Here is a 16,574-nt window from a genome sequence, read left to right as displayed (position 1 = left end):
ACCGCGTCCCCGACCGGCACGCCAGTCGGACGCGGCAGGCAGACGAACGCGTCGATCACCACCATGCCCGCCCCGTGGCCGAAAAGCACCAGGCGGGAGTGAAGAACGCGTGCACACACGGCCGGCCGGCCTGCCGTCAGGACGCGGCGTCCCCTTGGAGATGACACAGCAGCAGACACACGTCGTCGTCGCGCTCGGAATCGCTCAGCAGCGGATGCAGGATCCGGTCCGCCGAACCCTCCAGATCGGCGTCCAGCTCCGCCGAGCGGAAATCGCCGAGCGCCGAGGCCAGCCGCTCGATGCCCGGGTCTATGCCCTGCGCACGCCGTTCGACCAGCCCGTCCGTGTACAGCGCGAGCGTCGAGCCCGGCGACAGGCGCACCGTGTGGTCGCCGATCTCCTGGGTGAGGGGGATGCCCAGCATGGCGCCGGGTTTGGCGTCGAGGGTGCGCACGGTTCCGTCGGGCAGCCGCAGCACCGGCGGCGGATGGCCCGCGGCGGCCCAGGTCATGGTGGGCTCGTCCGGGTGGAACCGGGCGATGACCGCGGTGGCGTACAGATCCGGCTGGAGATGGTGCAGGAACCGGTGCAGCCGGGTCAGCAGCCGGCCCGGGCTGTCACCGTCGACCGCGTACGCCCGCAGCGCCGTGCGCAGCTGGCTCATCATGACGGCCGCGTGCAGTCCGTGCCCGGTCACGTCACCGACGACGGTGATGAGACCGCCGTCCCGCTGAGGGAACGCGTCGTACCAGTCACCGCCGATGTTCAGCCCGTGGGTGGCGGGAAGATAGCGCGCGGCGAGTCTGAGGCCCGGCGTGGCCGGCAGATCCGTGAGCAGGGCGCGTTGCAGCGTCTCGGCGATGTCGCGGTTGTGCTCGAAGCGCCGGGCGTTGTCGATCGCGATGCTGGCCCGCCGGGTGAGCTCGATCAGCATCACCGCGTCGTCCGGGTCCCAGCGCGCACCGGGCGGCGACAGGGTCAGCACGCCCAGCGGGGCCCGGCGCGTCGGCAGCGGAACGCACAGCAGCGGCCGGGTGGGGTCCAGCGCGGACGGCGGCTGGTCGTCGACGCCGGGCAGGCCGCCGGGATGGTCGGCCGCGTACTGCGGCCGCCCGGTCCGGGCCGCGACCACGGCGGCGGCCGGATGCGGCGCCGACCGGTGCTTGTCGTCCTCGTGGTCGAACAGCCAGACGTCGACGCTGCGGGCGTACTCGGGCACCAGCAGGTCCGGCAGCCGGCGCACGATCTCCTCGTGGTTGAGCGAGGCCGTCAGTACGGCGCTCGCGTCCGCGAGGAACGTCAGTCTGCGGCGGGCGCTCTCCGCCTCGTTGCGTGCCCTGCGCTCGGCGGCGAAGGCCTCGCGCTGGGCCCGGCCGGCCGCGTCCAGCTCGGCGTGCAGCGCCAGGACGCCCTGGTTCGTCTGGTGCAGTTCCTCGCGGTGGAAGGCGACCAGATCCTCCTGCTCGCCGAGCTTGTCCAGCACCACGGCCGTGTCCTCGTCGGCGCCGAGCAGCGCCTGAGCGAGGGCGGCGGGATCGTCCTCGACGGCGCCGCCCTCCGTGGCCCGGGCCGTCTCGGGGCAGGGGACCGTGACCTCCCAGGGCGGCTCCCCGGCGGCGGCCGACGCGTCCGGCGACGGCGTCACCACGGCGTGCAGCAGCCCCTCCTCGGCGGGGGACCCGGCCATGTCCAGGGTGAGCAGCCAGGTGCCGCCCTTGGTGAGGCACTGCCGCAGGTGGGCGCTGAGAGCGGCGGCCAGCCTCGTCCGTTCGACGGTGGGCACACCGTACGCGGCGGCCAGGCGCGCGAGGGCGATGCGGGCGCGCGCCGCATCGGTGACGGTGGTGATCTGCCAAGTACGCATCATGGGTGTTCCGGCGGGGTCGGAGTCAGCACGGCCACGGCGGTGTCGTCCCGCACCGGACGGGCGGGACTGCTCGCGTCACGTATGGCCAAGGCGGCCGTCACGGCCGGGTCGGCCGCGGAAAGACCGGCGTCGGACGGCGGCGTCCAGCGGCTGGGCAGGCCGTCGGTGTGCAGGACGAGCAGCCGGTCGGCGGCCCAGTCGGCCTCCTCCTCGCGGAGGGTGCCGGGCCGGTGCACGCCGACGATGCCGGGCCGCGACAGCAGCGGACGCCAGGTGCCGTCCGCGCGCAGCCGCGCCCCCACGTTGCCGATACCGGCGAACCGCAGCCGCCCGGCCCGCACGTCGAGCTGGGCCAGGGCGACGGCCGCGCCCCGGGTGCCCTTGAGGGCGTCGTGGAGCCGCCGCAGTGACTCGGCGGGGGAGAGGTGGGCCCAGCGGTGCAGCGCCGTGACCGCGGCGGACGAGGCCCGGGCCGCCTCCGGGCCGTGCCCCAGGCCGTCCGCCAGCATCAGCGTCAGCCGGTCCCCGGAACGCACCCACGCCCAGGCGTCACCCGAGTACTCGGCTCCGCCGTAGGGAATGTTCACGCCTCCGGCACGCACACCGGCGACGGACACGGACCGGTCACCCGACGGGCCGGGCTGCCCTGCCCGCCCCTTTGCGCCGGCCCCCCGAACCTCGCCGTCCGGAACGGCCGAGACCTGCCGGGAGCCGGGACCATCCCCGAGGCCCCGACTGTCCCTGCCCCGACTGCCCCTGAGGCCCTGACTGTCTCCGGGCATGCTGCCGACCTCGGGCCGGTCACCGTCCGCGGGCATGCTGCTGACCTCGGGCCGGTCGCTGTCCGCGGGCATGCTGCCGTCTCCGGGCACGCGGCTGACCTCGGGCCGGTCGCTGTCCGCGGGCATATTGCCGTCTCCGGGCATGCTGCCGACCCCGGGCCGGTCACTGACCTCGGGCATGCTGCCGACCCCGGGCCGGTCACTGACCTCGGGCACGCTGCCGACCCCGGGCCGGTCACTGACCTCGGGCACGCTGCCGACCCCGGGCCGGCCACTGACCTCGGGCACGCCGCCGTCCCCGGCCTCGCCGTCGGCCCGCCCGGGGAAGACCGCCGCGCCGCCGGGCACCGCCGCGTGCCCCGTCAGGGTGCCGCAGGCCACGGCTCCCACCGGCGCGTCGCCAGCCCGTGCGGCAGCGCCCGGCCACCAGCCGCCGGCGAAGGCCCCGACCTCGGAGCGGGCCGGGGCGCCGGGAACAGCCGTACCGGTCGCCGGACCCCGGCCGTCCGACACGAAGCCGGCCCCGGCCCGCAGGGCCGGACCGCCGCCACCGCGCGGCGTGCCGCCCACGCGGGCCACCGCGACCGTGCCGCGGCCGGGCGTGCTGTGCAGGGCGAAGTCGTCGGCGAGCCGCTGACACGTGCCGAGGCCCGCGCCGAGCGAGCTGGTCGTGGAGAAACCGTCGCTCATGGCCGCGGGCAGGTCCGGAATGCCGGGTCCGTGATCGATCGTGGTGATCTGCACGACCCGGGACTCCGCACCGTCCTCCCGCAGCGCGGGCGCGGTCACGATGTCGATGAGCACCTGACCGCCCTCGGCGTGCTTGAGCAGATTTGTGGCCAGCTCGGTCGCCACCAGCGCGGCGGCCGCGGTGCGCCGCTCGTCCAGCCCGGCCAGCGCGGCCGCGCTCTCCGCGGCGACCCGAGCGTCGCGCACCCGCGTCGAGTCGCGCACCGGGACGTCCCACACGCGCGGCATCAGGCCTCCTCGCGCGGACGCGGCGGCTGGGCCGCCCAGCAGGTCACCCGCACGGTGGTGCCGTCGCCCGGCGTGCTGTCGATCTCGAAGTCGTGTACCAGGCGCCGGGCGCCGCTCAGGCCCATCCCCAGCCCGTCGCCGGAGGTGTAGCCGTCGCTGAGCGCCTGGTCCAGGTCGGCGATGCCCGGCCCCTCGTCGGTGAAGGCCAGCCGGAGCCCCTGCGCACCGCCGCTGCACAGGTGCGTCGCCTCCATCTGTCCGCCACCGCCGTGCACGAGGGTGTTGCGGGCCAGCTCGCTGGCCGCCGTGACCAGCTTGGTCTGCTCCACCAGGCCGAAGCCGAGCCGGGCCGCGGCCTGCCGCACATGCTGTCGCACCCACACCAGGTCCATGTCCGACCGGATGGGCAGGCAGGCCTCCACGCCCGCGGCAGTGTGCATCACGGACTCTCCTGACGCGGGCCGCCCGGACGGTACGCCGGGGTCTGCTGCGTGAGGAGCTCCATGCCCGCCTCGGTGCTCAGCGCCGTGCTCAGCCCGGGCAGGGTCAGGCCCAGTTCCGCCAGGGTGATGGCGACCGCCGGGCGCATGCCGGCCACCACGGTCCGCGCGGCCAGCAGCTTGGCCTGCGCGGCGATCTCGGCCAGCACCCGGCCGAGGAAGGAGTCGACGATCTCCACGCCGGAGATGTCGATGAGGACCCCGCGCACCCCGGTACGGGAGATGGTCTCCGCGAGATCCTGCTGGAGCTGCTGTGCCGTGCTGTCGTGCAGGTCCCCCTGGAGCGTGACCAGCAGGACGTCACCGAGCCGGAGAACCGGTACGTGGCCCGGGACGGGACGGGAGTACGCGTCGCTCACCGCTGACCCGCACCCGGGTTCACGATGTCCGCGCCGAGCTCGTGCAGCGCGTACCGCAGCGCGTCGGAAAGGCTGGCGCGAGTGATCACGTCCAGGTCCAGCCCGAGATGGACGATGGTCTGCGCGATGGCGGGGCGGATGCCCGAGACGATGCACTGGGCGCCCATCAGACGCGCCGCGGCGACCGTCTTCATCAGGTGCTGCGCCACCAGCGAGTCCACCGTCGGCACCCCGGTGATGTCGAGGATCGCGAACCGGGCGTGCTGGTCGACGACGGCGTTCAGCAGCGTCTCCATCACCACCTGGCTGCGGGCACTGTCCAGCGTCCCGATCAGCGGCACGGCCACGACGCCGTCCCACAGCCGGATGACGGGCGTCGCCACCTCCATCAGCTGGAGCCGCTGCCGGTCGCTGAGCGCCTGCCACTCGCTCAGCGCCGTCTGCATGGCCACCAGCCGCAGGGTGCCCATCAGCACCGTCAGCACCGTCGAACACGCCCTCAGATGCTCGGGCGGCGCCTGCTCCAGATCGGCGGCCAGCAGGTTCTCCACGGGGGGCCGCAGGGCGGCCAGCTCGGTGGCGACCTGGGTGTTCGACAGCCCGGCACGCGAGCGGGCCGCCCCCATCCGGGCCAGCTGCTCACGCACGCCGCTGAATCCCGCGGCGTCCGGGTCCTCCACCTGATCCGAGTCGGCCACCTGGGCCAGCGCGTCCACGACGACCTTGCTCGCCTCCACCGCCTCGTCACGCGAGACGGTGAACACGGTGCGGAACAAGGGCTCGTCCGCCCACCGCTGGGCGATCTGCTCACGCCTGCGGTGCAGGAAGTCCCTGACCTCGTGTGTCGGCGTGGCGAGCTGTCCGTCCGCTTCGTGCTCCGGCACCTGGTTCTCTCCTCATCCGCGTTGCGTCGACCGAGCCCGCCTCAAGGCAACGGGACGGTGCTGTGACACTTGCCGGGCGACAACTCTAACCATGCGCCGACCTCGTACGACACCGGATCCGGCGCAACCGATCCGGTCCGGAGGAACGGCACTTGACCGGCGCCGTCACCGGCGCGCACAGGACGAACGGCCGTCCGGGCAGGGCGGACGAGGGTACCGGGCCGCCGGTCCCGCCGACGGCGTGCCCCGAGGGGCCACCCGGCCCGTCAGGCGCTCTGCGCCCCCGGCTCCTCGGGGGTGTCCGGCACCTCGTCGGCGCGGGTCAGAGCCTCGTCGACGTTCTCGGATATCGGCACCGTGATGCTGACGCCGGTCAGGTCGAGGACGCGCCGCACGGCCGGCGTCGGGTTGATGACGTGCACGCTGCCGGCGGTCCTGCGGGTCTCCTGGTACACCCGCAGGATGATGTTCATCCCGGATGAGTCCATGAAGGGGACGGACGACAGGTCGAGCAGGAAGTGCCGTCGGCCGTGGTGGAGTTGGTTGGCCAGATGGGCCTGGAACTCGGTCGCGGTGTCGACGTCCAGGTAGCCGTCGACCGTGATCAGGGCCACGTCCTCCCGGGGCAGTTCGACTTCCACGGACAGCGGGTTCTGGGCGAGGGGCACGGGTACCTCCAACAAGTGCTACGGCCTGGGCGGGTCACCTCTGCGGATGACCGCGGTGCGGGGCGATGCCGGTTCTGGTGCGGGCTCTGCTGCGGTTTTTCATCTGCCTCCCTTCGCCACCGGGCTCCGTTTTCACCGCGCCCCGCGATTACCCCGGAAACCGCCTCCCATGCCCCCGCCGGCGAACCTTGGCGAAGCCCGCCGCCGACGGCGTACGGTGGCACGTGTGTGCGCCGAATGCGCTTGCGGCAGGAGGGTAGTTGCTGCTGTGGAGCGGTCGGGCGGGAACCGTCGGCCGGACTCCGCGATCCGCACACCGTCAGGGAGGATGGAGCAGCGTGGCCATCGACAGAATCTGGTCGTACGCGCCGGACAGCGGTCACGTCGAGGGGCAGGACCTGACCGGTTTCACCGTCGCCGCGACCGACGGCACGATCGGGCACGTGGACCGGGAGGACGCCCCGCACGGCATGCGGCACCTGGTCGTCGACACCGGCGTGTGGGTGTTCGGCCGCAGCGTCCTGGTGCCGGCCGGAGTCGTCACCGGCATCGACCCGCAGGGCCGGAAGATCACACTGGCCTGCACCAGGGGAGACGCCAAGGCGGCGCCCCGCTTCCAGACCGACAGCGAGACCCGGGACCCGGGTTACCTCACGACCGTCGGCGACTACTACGACAGGCTGCCGCCCCGCACGACGGCCTCGGCCTAGGGCCTGTTGCGAAAGTGCCGCCTGCCGCGCGACGCCCGGCACGCACTCTCGGCGCCCCGGCCGAAAGCCCGAGTACGCCCAGTACGAGGACTTCCGGCCGGCACGCCGAGAGCACGCACCGGACGCCGCGCGGCCGCCCTCCGGGCGACGACGTCACTTTCGCAACAGGCCCTACCCGGAGCCGGTCACGGGCGTGCCGCGCCCGTGACACGCCCGGCTCACCAGGGCAGGAAGACGTGCACGTCCTTGCCGCGCTCGTCGCTCACGACGCTGACCTGGTCGCACAAGGTGTGGATCAGATGCCAGCCGATGCCGCCGCCCCCGCTGCGCGGATCGAAGGGGCGCGGGGCCGGCTCCGTGGAGCTGGTGTCGTGCAGGACCACATGCACCCCGTCGAAGGTCCGGCGCATCCGCAGCGCGAACGGGCCCGGGGCGTACTGCACCGCGTTGGCGGCCAGTTCCGTCACCACCAACAGGATGTCGTCCCAGTACTCGGGGGCAGAGGGCGGCGAGGAGCGTGACAGATCACGCAGGAACTCCTCCGCGGCCAGCCGCGCTCCCGTGACGTCGTGCGGCTCGCCCACGAAGCTGTTCGTGCGGCTCGGAATCTCCTCGGAGGTCAGTGCGTCATCCCCACGCGGCTCGGTTGACATATCGCCTTTCCGGCCCGGCGTCAGCAAGGGCTGTCGTCAGGGCTGTCGTCCTTTCTCATGCGTCGCCACTGTTGCGTGTTCCCGAGGGGGCGAGGCCTACGCGTCCGGCTCCGTGCTCAGCGGAACACGCTGTCCGAGTCGTCCCAGTGCGAGGCCTCGTCCCCGGTGAGCGGGCGCCCGGGACGCCTGCGTGACTGGTACATCGCGTCGATCTCGGACGCGTAGTGCCGCACGATCTCGTCCCGGCGCAGCTTCATCGAGGGCGTCAGCAGCCCGTTGGTCACGTCGAACGGCTCCGGCAGCACCCGGAACACCCGGATCGACTCCTGCCGTGACACGGAGCTGTTGGCCGCGGCGACGGCACGTGCCACCTCCTCCCGCAGCGCGTTCTCCTCCCGCGCCTCGCGCATCTCGCCCTGCAGCGCCAGTGCCGCCCGCCAGTGCGCCAGGAACTCCGGGTCCAGCGTGATCAGGGCGCCGACACAGGGCTGGTTGTCGCCCACGACCACCGCCTGGTGGATGAGCGGGTGCATCCGCAGCCGCTGCTCCAGGGCGGCCGGGGCGACGCTCTTGCCGCTGCTGGTGACGATGATGTCCTTCTTGCGGCCGGTGATCGTCAGATAGCCCTCCGAGTCCAGCTGCCCGAGGTCCCCGGTGGCCAGCCAGCCGCCGCGCAGCGCGGCCCGGGTGGCGGCCTCGTCGCCCACGTATCCCTGGAAGACCGACGGGCCGCGCACCAGGATCTCCCCGTCCTCGGCCACCCGGATCTCGGTGCCCGGCAGGGCCTGCCCGACGGTCCCGGACTTCTCCCGGCCCAGCGGCTGCATCGTCACCCCGCCGCCGGTCTCCGTCAGGCCGTACCCGTCGTGCACGTAGATGCCGATGCCCTCGTAGAAGAGCGACAGGTCGCGGCTGAGGGGCGAGCCGCCCGAGGTCGCCCGCCGCACGCGGCCGCCCAGCGCGGCCCGCAGCCTGCGGTACACCGTGCGCTCGTACAGGGCGTGCTGGAGCCGCAGATCGAAAGCGGGGCCGCGGCCCCGGCCCAGCCGCTGGCGTTCCAGGGCCGCGGCGAAGTCCCGCGCCGTCTCGGCGGCCCGCTCGAACAGACCGCCGTGGCCGCCCTGCTGGGCCGTGCGCAGGAAGTTCTTGTAGATCTTCTCGAAGACCGACGGGACCGCGTAGAAGTACGTGGGCCTGAAGGAGCGCAGCGCCGATGCCAGTGCCTCCCCGCCCAGCTCGGCCTGGTGGCCCATGAGCAGTCCGCCGCGCACGCACAGGCCCTGGATCATCAGCCCGTACACGTGGGAGAAGGGCAGGAACGCCAGCACGGAGCCCTGCTCCCCGCGCGGCGCCGCCGTGTGCCCCCAGCCCGCCAGCAGCGTGTCGCACGGGGCGGCGAGGTTGCGGTGGCTGAGGGCGCAGCCCATGGCGTGGCCGGAGGTGCCGGAGGTGTAGGCGATGACGGCCGTGGAGTCCGGCAGCACGATGCGGCGCATCGAGTCCACCGTGGCCAGCGGTACGAACTCCCCGCGTGCCGCCAGGTCCTCCAGCGCGTCCGCGTCCAGCTGCCAGACGTGGCGCAGCAGCGGCAGCGACGCGCACACCGAGCCGACGGTCATGACGCCCTGCTCGTCCTCCACGACCACGGCCACACAGCCGGCGTCCCGCAGGATCCACTCGACCTGGTCGCGCGACGACGTCGGGTAGACCGGGACGACCTCGGCACCCACGGCCCACAGCGCGTAGCACAGGACCGTCCACTCGTACCGGGTGCGCGCCATGATCGCCACGCGGTGCCCCGGCGCTATCCCGGAGGCGATCAGACCCTTGGCGATGTCCACCACCTGGTCGCGCAGCTCGATCGCCGTCACCTCCTCCCAGGACGCGGCGGCCGGGTCGGCGCGGCGGGCGAGCACCGGCCTGGTGGGTTCGCGGTCCGCGGTCTCGAAGACGCTGTCGGCGAGCCCGCCGGTCAGGGGCGAGACGGCCGGGGGAGCGAGGGCGAGGTCGCGCATGCTGCTCCTGACGAGTACGGGGTGTGACGTTGCCGACGGGTAGCGTCATCGGCGGGGCTCGAATGTAGTCGAGCCGGGGCCCTCAGGGGTCGGGAAATACGGAAGTCGTCCCGCTGATGATCTCGGCGTGATCGGGGGACCCGGACGGCATGAGTCACATCAGTCCCGATCCCGAACCCGAACGCAGCTCCGGCCTGGAACCGGGCGGCGGCGTACCGCCGGGCGAGACCCCGCCGGCGGAGAGCAGCCTGCCCGAGGCGGGGCCCCGGGAGACGCACAACCCGCCCAAGGGCTGGGCCAAGGCACCGATGGCCGTGATCATCGTCCTGGTGGTGCTGATCGCGGCGTTCTTCCTGGCCTACGCCCTCGCCCTGATCATCTGAGGTCCGGCCGGTTGGGAGCCGGTCTCCCGCAGCACGCGGGACGCCTCACGCCTGTGTGTGCCGCACGCACCCGGTGACGACGTCCCGCAGGCTCCCCGTGCGCTCCATCAGCGCGCGCTGCACCTGTGCGCCGTTGCCGTCCCGCAGCAGCTCCTCGCAGGCGGCCCGGGCCCGCTCCAGGTCACCGGTGTCCGCGAGGGCCTCCTCGACGTGGTCCAGCAGGGCACGCACGACCGCCTCGGCGGGCAGGCGCCGCATGGTGGCGGGGTGCAGCAGCTCGCCCGAGAGACCGGACCGGGCGGCCATCCAGTCGGCCAGCCGCAGCAGGCTGACACTGTGGCCGAGCGGTTCCCGGCCGGCCCGCCACTCGCGGGCGGCGGTCTCGACCAGTCCGCGGACGAGCGTGGCGACCAGCGCGGCCGTGCCGGAGTGCAGACAGACGTCCGACACCCGGACCTCCACCGTCGGATACCGCTGGGACAGCCGCGCGTCGAAGTAGATCATCCCGTCGTCGAGGAGCGCGCCGGTGGCCACCATGTCCGCGATCAGCCGGTGGTACCGCTCGGCCGAGCCGAAGATCTCGGTCGGGCCCGCCGACGGCCAGCGCAGCCACACCCGGCTGCGGTAGCTGCTGTACCCCGTGTCCTTGCCCTGCCAGAACGGCGAGTTCGCGCTGAGCGCCGTCAGCACCTGGAGCCAGGGCCGCACCCGGTCGATGACCGCGACGCCCTCCTCGTCGGACTCGACGGACACGTGCACATGGCAGCCCAGGACGAGCTGCTCCCGGGTGGCGATGCCGTACTGGTCGGCCATCCACTGGTAGCGGCGGTTGACACCGATCGCGGGACTGACCGGCAGCGGGGACGTGGCGAGGGCCGCGACCGTGCAGCCGATCTCCCCGGCGTGCCGGGCCGCCTCCTTGCGGCAGCGGACGATCTCCGCGCGCAGACTCTCCATGGACGACTGCGGATGGGTGGCGAACTCCAGCATCTGCTCGTGGAGTTCCTTCTCGAAGACGTCCTGGTCCGCGTCGTCCTGCGCGGCCCGGGCGAGCACCGCGGCGGACATCGCCCGCGGTTCCCCGGTCTCCGGATCGACCAGGAGGAGTTCCTCCTCCACTCCGACGGTGCGCACCCTGATGCCCGCCCTTCCCCTGACCCTGCCGCGTCGACCACCGGGTGTTCCCGGTGGTACGACACCCAGTGCCCCTCACAGGCCGGTCGGACACCTGGTGCGGCCGCGGGACCTCACGGAGCGAACGGCGTCAGCCACACCGTGGCCAGCGGCGGCAGCGTGATCCGGACACAGCCGTCCTCCGGCTTGACCGGATCCGGATGGGTGACGCCGCTGCCGCCGTAGTGCGGGTCGTCCGTGTTGAGGATCTCCTGCCAGGCGACGGCGTCACCCGGGACCCAGAGGCCGTAGTCGTGCCGGACGACCGGGGAGAAGTTCGACACCGCCAGCAGCGCCCCGCCCTGCGCGTCGTACCGCAGGAACGCGAAGACGTTGTCGTCGGCCGAGTCCACCGCCACCCAGCGGAAGCCCTCCGGGCGGGTGTCGCACTGCCACAGCGCCGGCGTCGCCAGGTACGCCCTGTTCAGGTCACGGACCAGATCACGCACGCCCCGGTGGTCACCCGCGGAGTGGTAGCCGTCGTCGAGCAGCCACCACTCCGGCCCCTGCTCCACCGACCACTCGGCGCCCTGCGCGAACTCCTGCCCCATGAACAGCAGCTGCTTGCCGGGGTGGCTCCACATGAAGCCGAGGTAGGCGCGGACGTTCGCGCGCCGCTGCCACCAGTCGCCCGGCGCCTTCGACACCAGTGCCTGCTTGCCGTGCACGACCTCGTCGTGGGAGATCGGCAGGACGTAGTTCTCGCTGTAGGCGTACACCATCGAGAAGGTCATCTCGTGGTGGTGGTACTTGCGGTGCACCGGCTCGTGGGACAGGTACTCCAGCGAGTCGTGCATCCAGCCCATGTTCCACTTGAGCCCGAATCCGAGCCCGCCGGTGTCGGTGGGCTTGGTCACCCCGCCCCAGGCGGTGGACTCCTCCGCGATCGTCACCACGCCCGGGGCGCGCCGGTACACGGTCGCGTTCATCTCCTGGAGGAACGCCATGGCCGCCAGGTCCTCCCGGCCGCCGTAGGCGTTGGGCTCCCACTGGCCGTCCTCGCGCGAGTAGTCCAGGTAGAGCATCGAGGCGACCGCGTCGACGCGCAGCCCGTCGATGTGGAACTCCTCGCACCAGTACACCGCGTTCGCCACGAGGAAGTTGCGCACCTCGGTGCGGGCGAAGTCGAACTCGTACGTGCCCCAGTCCGGGTGTTCGGCGCGCCGCCCGTCCCCGGGCTCGTACAGCGGATCCCCGTCGAACCGGGCCAGCGCCCAGTCGTCCTTCGGGAAGTGCGCCGGCACCCAGTCCATGATCACGCCGATGCCCGCCCGGTGGCAGGCGTCGACGAAGTACCGGAAGTCGTCCGGGCTCCCGAGCCGCGCGGTCGGCGCGTAGAAGCCGGTGACCTGGTAGCCCCAGGAGCCGTGGAAGGGGTGCTCGGCGACCGGCATCAGCTCCACGTGCGTGAACCCGAGGTCCTTGACGTACTTCGGGAGTTCCTCGGCGAGCTGCCGGTAGTCGAGACCCGGCCGCCAGGACGGCAGGTGCACCTCGTACACCGAGAGCGGCGCCTCGTGCACCGGCGTGTCCGCCCGGTGCGCCATCCACTGGGCGTCGCCCCACTCGTAGTGCGAGGCCGTCACGATCGACGCCGTGTTGGGCGGCTCCTCGGTGCGGCGGGCCATCGGGTCCGCCTTGAGGAAGCGGTGGCCGTACCGGGAGGTGATCTCGAACTTGTACGCCGTGCCCTCGCCGACGCCCGGCAGGAACAGCTCCCACACGCCGGACGCGCCGAGCGAGCGCATCGGGAACTGCGTCCCGTCCCAGTAGGTGAAGTCCGTGGCGACCCGCACGCCCTGCGCGTTCGGGGCCCACACCGTGAACCGGGTGCCGGTCACGCCCTCGTGGGTCATGGGCTGCGCGCCGAGCGCCTGCCACAGTTGCTCGTGCCGGCCCTCGCGGATCAGGTGCAGGTCGAGCTCGCCGAGCGCGGGCAGGAACCGGTACGGGTCGTGCACCTCCTGCTCATCGCCCTCGTACGCCACGTGCAGCGTGTACGCGGGGATCTCCGTCAGCGGCAGCACGCCGGAGAACAGGCCGTCGCCCTCGGAGACGAGCGGGGTGCGCCTGCCGCCGGTCACCACGCTCACCGAGCGGGCGAAGGGGCGCAGCGTCCGGAACGCGATCCCGTCGGGGACCGGGTGGGCGCCGAGCAGCGCGTGCGGATCGTGGTGGGCGCCCGCCAGCAGGCGCCCGCGGTCCTCGGGGCTCAGGGCGGGCGCGGTCGCGCCCGGGACCGGGCCGGAAGGCTCCGGGATTGAGGTGTCGCGCAGGGCCACGGCTCAGTCTCCTCTCACAGCGAGGCGCTCGATCGCCGCCATCGGTACAGGCAGCCAGTCGGGGCGGTGCCGTGCCTCGTACAGCACCTCGTACACGGCCCGGTCCGTCTCGTAGGCCCGGAGCAGTCCGTGCTTCTTCCGCGGGTCCCAGCCGGCACGGGCGGCATAGCCCGCGCAGTAGGCCTCACGGCAGCGTCGCGCCCACTCCGGGCGCCAGGGGCGGCGCTGCCGGGCGGCGTAGTCGAAGGAGCGCAGCATCCCGGCGATGTCCCGCACGGGGGAGTGGGCGCTGCGCCGTTCGGAGAGCGGCCGGGACGGCTCGCCCTCGAAGTCGATGACGAACCACTCGCGCCCGGCCCGCAGCACCTGCCCCAGGTGCAGGTCGCCGTGGATGCGCTGGGCGGGCGGCCCGGCGTCGCAGGTGGCGAGGGCGGCGAACGCGGCCCGCAGGCCCGGCACGTACGGCTGGAGCGCGGGCACGCAGTGCGCGGCTGCGGCCAGCCGCTCGGACATCGCGGTTGCCGTGTGCCCGTTCTCCCCGGGCTCGCCGACCGGGAAGGCCGAGGCCAGGGCGAGGTGCACCTCCGCCGTGGCCGCGCCCAGTGCCCGCGCCTGGGCCGTGAAGTCGTCCCCGGCGGCCAGGGCGTGCAGCGCCAGCGTCCAGCCGTCGGAGGCGTCCCGCAGATACGGCTGGAGCACGCCGAGGGTGGCCTTGAACGGATGCTTCGTCTGGAACCAGGCCACGGGTGCGGGCACGCGGTGACAGCCCTGCCTGGCCAGCGCCCCCGGCACCTCCAGGTCCGGGTTGACGCCCGGCTGGATGCGACGGAAGACCTTCAGGATGTATTCGTCGCCGTACACCAGCGAGGAGTTGGACTGCTCGGCGTCCAGCAGCCGCGGCACCAGTCCGCCGGGCACCTGCTGGTCCGGGTCGCAGTCGAAGCGCAGGGGGCCGGCGGTGCCGGGGTGCCGCAGCCGGTCCAGGAGCAGCTGGGCCGAACGGGGGTCGTGCAGCGCGTCGTAGACCGTCAGACCGGCCAGCGGCCCGTCCTGCACCTGCCCGATGAGCGCACGCCCGAGACGTGGCGCGGGATGATCCCGTACGCCGAGCAGGAGCTGGTAGCAGTCGCCGGCCGGGGGAGCGCCGCCCGGGGACGGCACGCCCGTGTGACCGGCGTGACCGGCGTGGACCAGCAGGTGCAGACAGCCCGGGAACAGCTCGGTCATGGACAGCAGGCCGAGCTCCGTCACGGGCCGGTCCTTGCCCGCGAACCAGCGCTGCCGGGGCAGCCAGTCGCGCAGCAGCCCGCCGAGCGACTCCATGGGCTCGGCCAGGCGCGTGAGACTCGGGCGGAGGGATGCGGTCTTCGGCATGGTCACGCCTCCTTTCGTCGGCGCGTGCTCACAGTCGCCTGCCGATGCGGGATGCGACTCGAGTGAGCCGGAACCAGTAGAAGCCGTGGCCCCCGAGAGTCAGCAGATACGGCAGCTCGCCGATCGCGGGGAAACGGACCCCGCCGAACAGCTCCACCGGATGGCGCCCCGCGAATTCACGCAGGTCGAGTTCGGTGGGCTGGGCGAACCGCGCGAAGTTGTTCACGCACAGCACCAGGTCGTCCTCGTACTCCCGGAGGAAGGCCAGTACCGCCGGGTTGGAGGAGGACAGCTCGGTGTACGAGCCGAGGCCGAAGGCCGGGTTCTGCTTGCGGATCTCGATCATGCGGCGGGTCCAGTGCAGCAGCGACGACGGCGACGACATCGACGCCTCGACGTTGGTGACCTGGTGCCCGTAGACCGGGTCCATGATCGCCGGCAGGTAGAGGCGGCCGGGGTCGCAGGTGGAGAACCCGGCGTTGCGGTCCGGGGTCCACTGCATCGGTGTGCGCACGGCGTCGCGGTCGCCGAGCCAGATGTTGTCGCCCATGCCGATCTCGTCGCCGTAGTACAGGATCGGCGAACCGGGCAGGGCCAGCAGCAGCGCGGTGAACAGCTCGATGGTGTGCCGGTCGTTGTCCAGCAGGGGAGCCAGACGCCTGCGGATGCCGATGTTGGCGCGCATCCGCGGGTCCTTGGCGTACTCGGCCCACATGTAGTCGCGCTCTTCGTCGGTGACCATCTCGAGCGTCAGCTCGTCGTGGTTGCGCAGGAACATGCCCCACTGGCAGCCCGAGGGGATGGCCGGGGTCTTGGCCAGGATCTCGGAGACGGGGTAGCGGGACTCGCGCCGCACCGCCATGAAGATGCGCGGCATGACCGGGAAGTGGAACGCCATGTGGCACTCGTCGCCGCCGGCCGCGTAGTCGCCGAAGTAGTCGACGACGTCCTCGGGCCACTGGTTGGCCTCGGCGAGCAGCACCGTGTCCGGGTACTGCGTGTCGATCTCGCGGCGGACGCGCTTGAGGAACGCGTGGGTGGCCGGGAGGTTCTCGCAGTTGGTGTCCTCGGCCGCGTACAGGTACGGCACCGCGTCCAGCCGGAAGCCGTCGATGCCCAGGTCCAGCCAGAACTTCAGCGCGGCCAGGATCTCCTCCTGGACGCGCGGGTTCTCGTAGTTGAGGTCCGGCTGGTGCGAGAAGAAGCGGTGGAAGAAGTACTGGCCGCGCACCGGGTCGAACGTCCAGTTCGACGTCTCGGTGTCGACGAAGATGATCCGGGCATCCGGATAGCCCTTGTCGTCGTCGGCCCACACGTAGTAGTCGCCGTAGGGCCCGTCGGGGTCCTTTCTCGACTCCTGGAACCACGGGTGCTGGTCGCTGGTGTGGTTCATGACGAAGTCGATGATCACGCGCATGCCGCGCTGGTGGGCGGCGTCGACGAACTCCACGAAGTCGGCCAGGTCACCGAACTCCGGCAGCACGGCGGTGTAGTCCGAGACGTCGTAGCCGCCGTCGCGCAAGGGCGACTTGAAGAACGGGGGCAGCCACAGGCAGTCGACGCCGAGCCACTGGAGGTAGTCGAGCTTCGAGGTCAGGCCCCTCAGGTCACCGATGCCGTCGCCGTCGCTGTCCTGGAACGAGCGGACGAGTACCTCGTAGAAGACGGCGCGCTTGAACCACTCCGGGTCCCGGTCCCTGACAGGAGTGTCCTCGAAGGTGTCCAGCACGGGCTCGTTCACGGTCATGACGTTTCTGCCCCTCCGTTCCCTTGCGCGGCGGGCGGCGACTGGACGTGGAAGACGTGCGCGGGGGCCCGCCCCGGCTCCAGACGCACGTAGTTGTTCCTGCTCCAGTGGTAGGTCTCGCCGGTGAGCTCGTCGCGCACCGGCACCGACTCGTGCCAGTCCAGGCCGAGTTGCGGCATGTCCAACGAGACCGTGGCCT

General features: G+C 72.4%; 14 protein-coding genes and 2 pseudogenes. 2 read left to right on the top strand and 14 right to left on the bottom strand.

What is annotated here, in order from left to right; translation table 11 throughout:
- Nucleotides 1-136: 136 nt before the first annotated feature.
- The 7 genes and pseudogenes from ACZ3I3_RS30715 to ACZ3I3_RS30685 form a co-directional block, all read right to left on the bottom strand.
- Entirely contained in the window at nt 137-1,867 is a 1,731-nt protein-coding gene (locus ACZ3I3_RS30715) for a PP2C family protein-serine/threonine phosphatase (RefSeq protein ID WP_467370399.1), read from the bottom strand.
- Nucleotides 1,864-2,520: pseudogene (locus tag ACZ3I3_RS30710) on the bottom strand (PP2C family protein-serine/threonine phosphatase); the annotation flags it as partial. The pseudogene ACZ3I3_RS30710 and the gene ACZ3I3_RS30715, both read right to left, overlap by 4 nt.
- Before the next feature lie 762 nt (nt 2,521-3,282).
- Nucleotides 3,283-3,627, bottom strand: a pseudogene (locus tag ACZ3I3_RS30705) (ATP-binding protein); the annotation flags it as partial.
- Nucleotides 3,627-4,067 carry an anti-sigma regulatory factor gene (locus tag ACZ3I3_RS30700; protein ID WP_467370585.1) on the bottom strand — a complete coding sequence of 147 codons (441 nt, stop codon included), beginning with the start codon at nt 4,065-4,067 and terminating at the stop codon, nt 3,627-3,629. The pseudogene ACZ3I3_RS30705 and the gene ACZ3I3_RS30700, both read right to left, overlap by 1 nt.
- Nucleotides 4,067-4,486 (bottom strand): STAS domain-containing protein, encoded by a 420-nt coding sequence (locus ACZ3I3_RS30695; protein ID WP_086558899.1) that lies wholly within the window; start codon nt 4,484-4,486, stop codon nt 4,067-4,069. Before ACZ3I3_RS30695 ends, ACZ3I3_RS30700 begins: the two co-directional genes overlap by 1 nt.
- On the bottom strand, nt 4,483-5,370 hold the full coding sequence (locus ACZ3I3_RS30690) for an STAS domain-containing protein (RefSeq protein WP_467370396.1): 888 nt from the start codon (nt 5,368-5,370) through the stop codon (nt 4,483-4,485). The genes ACZ3I3_RS30695 and ACZ3I3_RS30690 overlap by 4 nt, the downstream gene beginning before the upstream one ends.
- Nucleotides 5,371-5,636: 266 nt before the next feature.
- A complete protein-coding gene (locus ACZ3I3_RS30685; RefSeq protein ID WP_467370394.1) occupies nt 5,637-6,038 on the bottom strand; it encodes an STAS domain-containing protein in 402 nt (133 codons plus the stop codon).
- 338 nt (nt 6,039-6,376) lie between these two features.
- On the opposite strand from ACZ3I3_RS30685, the gene ACZ3I3_RS30680 reads away from it, so the two are divergent.
- Nucleotides 6,377-6,748 carry a PRC-barrel domain containing protein gene (locus ACZ3I3_RS30680; protein ID WP_467370392.1) on the top strand — a complete coding sequence of 124 codons (372 nt, stop codon included), beginning with the start codon at nt 6,377-6,379 and terminating at the stop codon, nt 6,746-6,748.
- Between the two features lie 218 nt (nt 6,749-6,966).
- On the opposite strand, the gene ACZ3I3_RS30675 is transcribed toward ACZ3I3_RS30680, so the two are convergent.
- Both ACZ3I3_RS30675 and ACZ3I3_RS30670 read right to left on the bottom strand, forming a co-directional pair.
- Nucleotides 6,967-7,401, bottom strand: coding sequence for an ATP-binding protein (locus ACZ3I3_RS30675; protein ID WP_010033269.1), 435 nt, complete (start codon nt 7,399-7,401; stop codon nt 6,967-6,969).
- A gap of 116 nt (nt 7,402-7,517) precedes the next feature.
- Nucleotides 7,518-9,416 (bottom strand): AMP-dependent synthetase/ligase, encoded by a 1,899-nt coding sequence (locus ACZ3I3_RS30670; RefSeq protein WP_467370390.1) that lies wholly within the window; start codon nt 9,414-9,416, stop codon nt 7,518-7,520.
- A 149-nt stretch (nt 9,417-9,565) separates the two neighbouring features.
- Here ACZ3I3_RS30670 and ACZ3I3_RS30665 point away from each other — a divergent pair, with 149 nt between their 5' ends.
- Nucleotides 9,566-9,799 (top strand): DUF6480 family protein, encoded by a 234-nt coding sequence (locus ACZ3I3_RS30665; RefSeq protein WP_356927297.1) that lies wholly within the window; start codon nt 9,566-9,568, stop codon nt 9,797-9,799.
- Nucleotides 9,800-9,844: 45 nt separating this feature from the next.
- Here the strand turns inward: ACZ3I3_RS30665 and ACZ3I3_RS30660 are convergent, their stop codons facing one another.
- From ACZ3I3_RS30660 to ACZ3I3_RS30640, 5 genes are all read right to left on the bottom strand, one after another.
- Nucleotides 9,845-10,933 carry a glutamate--cysteine ligase 2 gene (locus tag ACZ3I3_RS30660; protein WP_467370388.1) on the bottom strand — a complete coding sequence of 363 codons (1,089 nt, stop codon included), beginning with the start codon at nt 10,931-10,933 and terminating at the stop codon, nt 9,845-9,847.
- A gap of 113 nt (nt 10,934-11,046) precedes the next feature.
- On the bottom strand, nt 11,047-13,254 hold the full coding sequence (gene glgB, locus ACZ3I3_RS30655; protein WP_467370386.1) for a 1,4-alpha-glucan branching enzyme: 2,208 nt from the start codon (nt 13,252-13,254) through the stop codon (nt 11,047-11,049).
- Nucleotides 13,255-13,257: 3 nt separating this feature from the next.
- On the bottom strand, nt 13,258-14,628 hold the full coding sequence (locus ACZ3I3_RS30650; RefSeq protein ID WP_467370385.1) for a maltokinase N-terminal cap-like domain-containing protein: 1,371 nt from the start codon (nt 14,626-14,628) through the stop codon (nt 13,258-13,260).
- A 28-nt stretch (nt 14,629-14,656) separates the two neighbouring features.
- Nucleotides 14,657-16,375, bottom strand: a complete 1,719-nt coding sequence (treS, locus tag ACZ3I3_RS30645) for a maltose alpha-D-glucosyltransferase (protein WP_467370383.1) — start codon at nt 16,373-16,375, stop codon at nt 14,657-14,659.
- Nucleotides 16,372-16,574 (bottom strand): hypothetical protein (locus ACZ3I3_RS30640; RefSeq protein ID WP_467370381.1); only part of this gene is annotated, 203 nt, incomplete at its 5' end. The genes ACZ3I3_RS30640 and treS, both read right to left, overlap by 4 nt.

The organism is Streptomyces sp. NPDC016851, assembly GCF_055562795.1.
The sequence above is the reverse complement of the archived record's forward strand: the minus strand, read 5'-3'. Positions and strand labels throughout refer to the sequence as shown.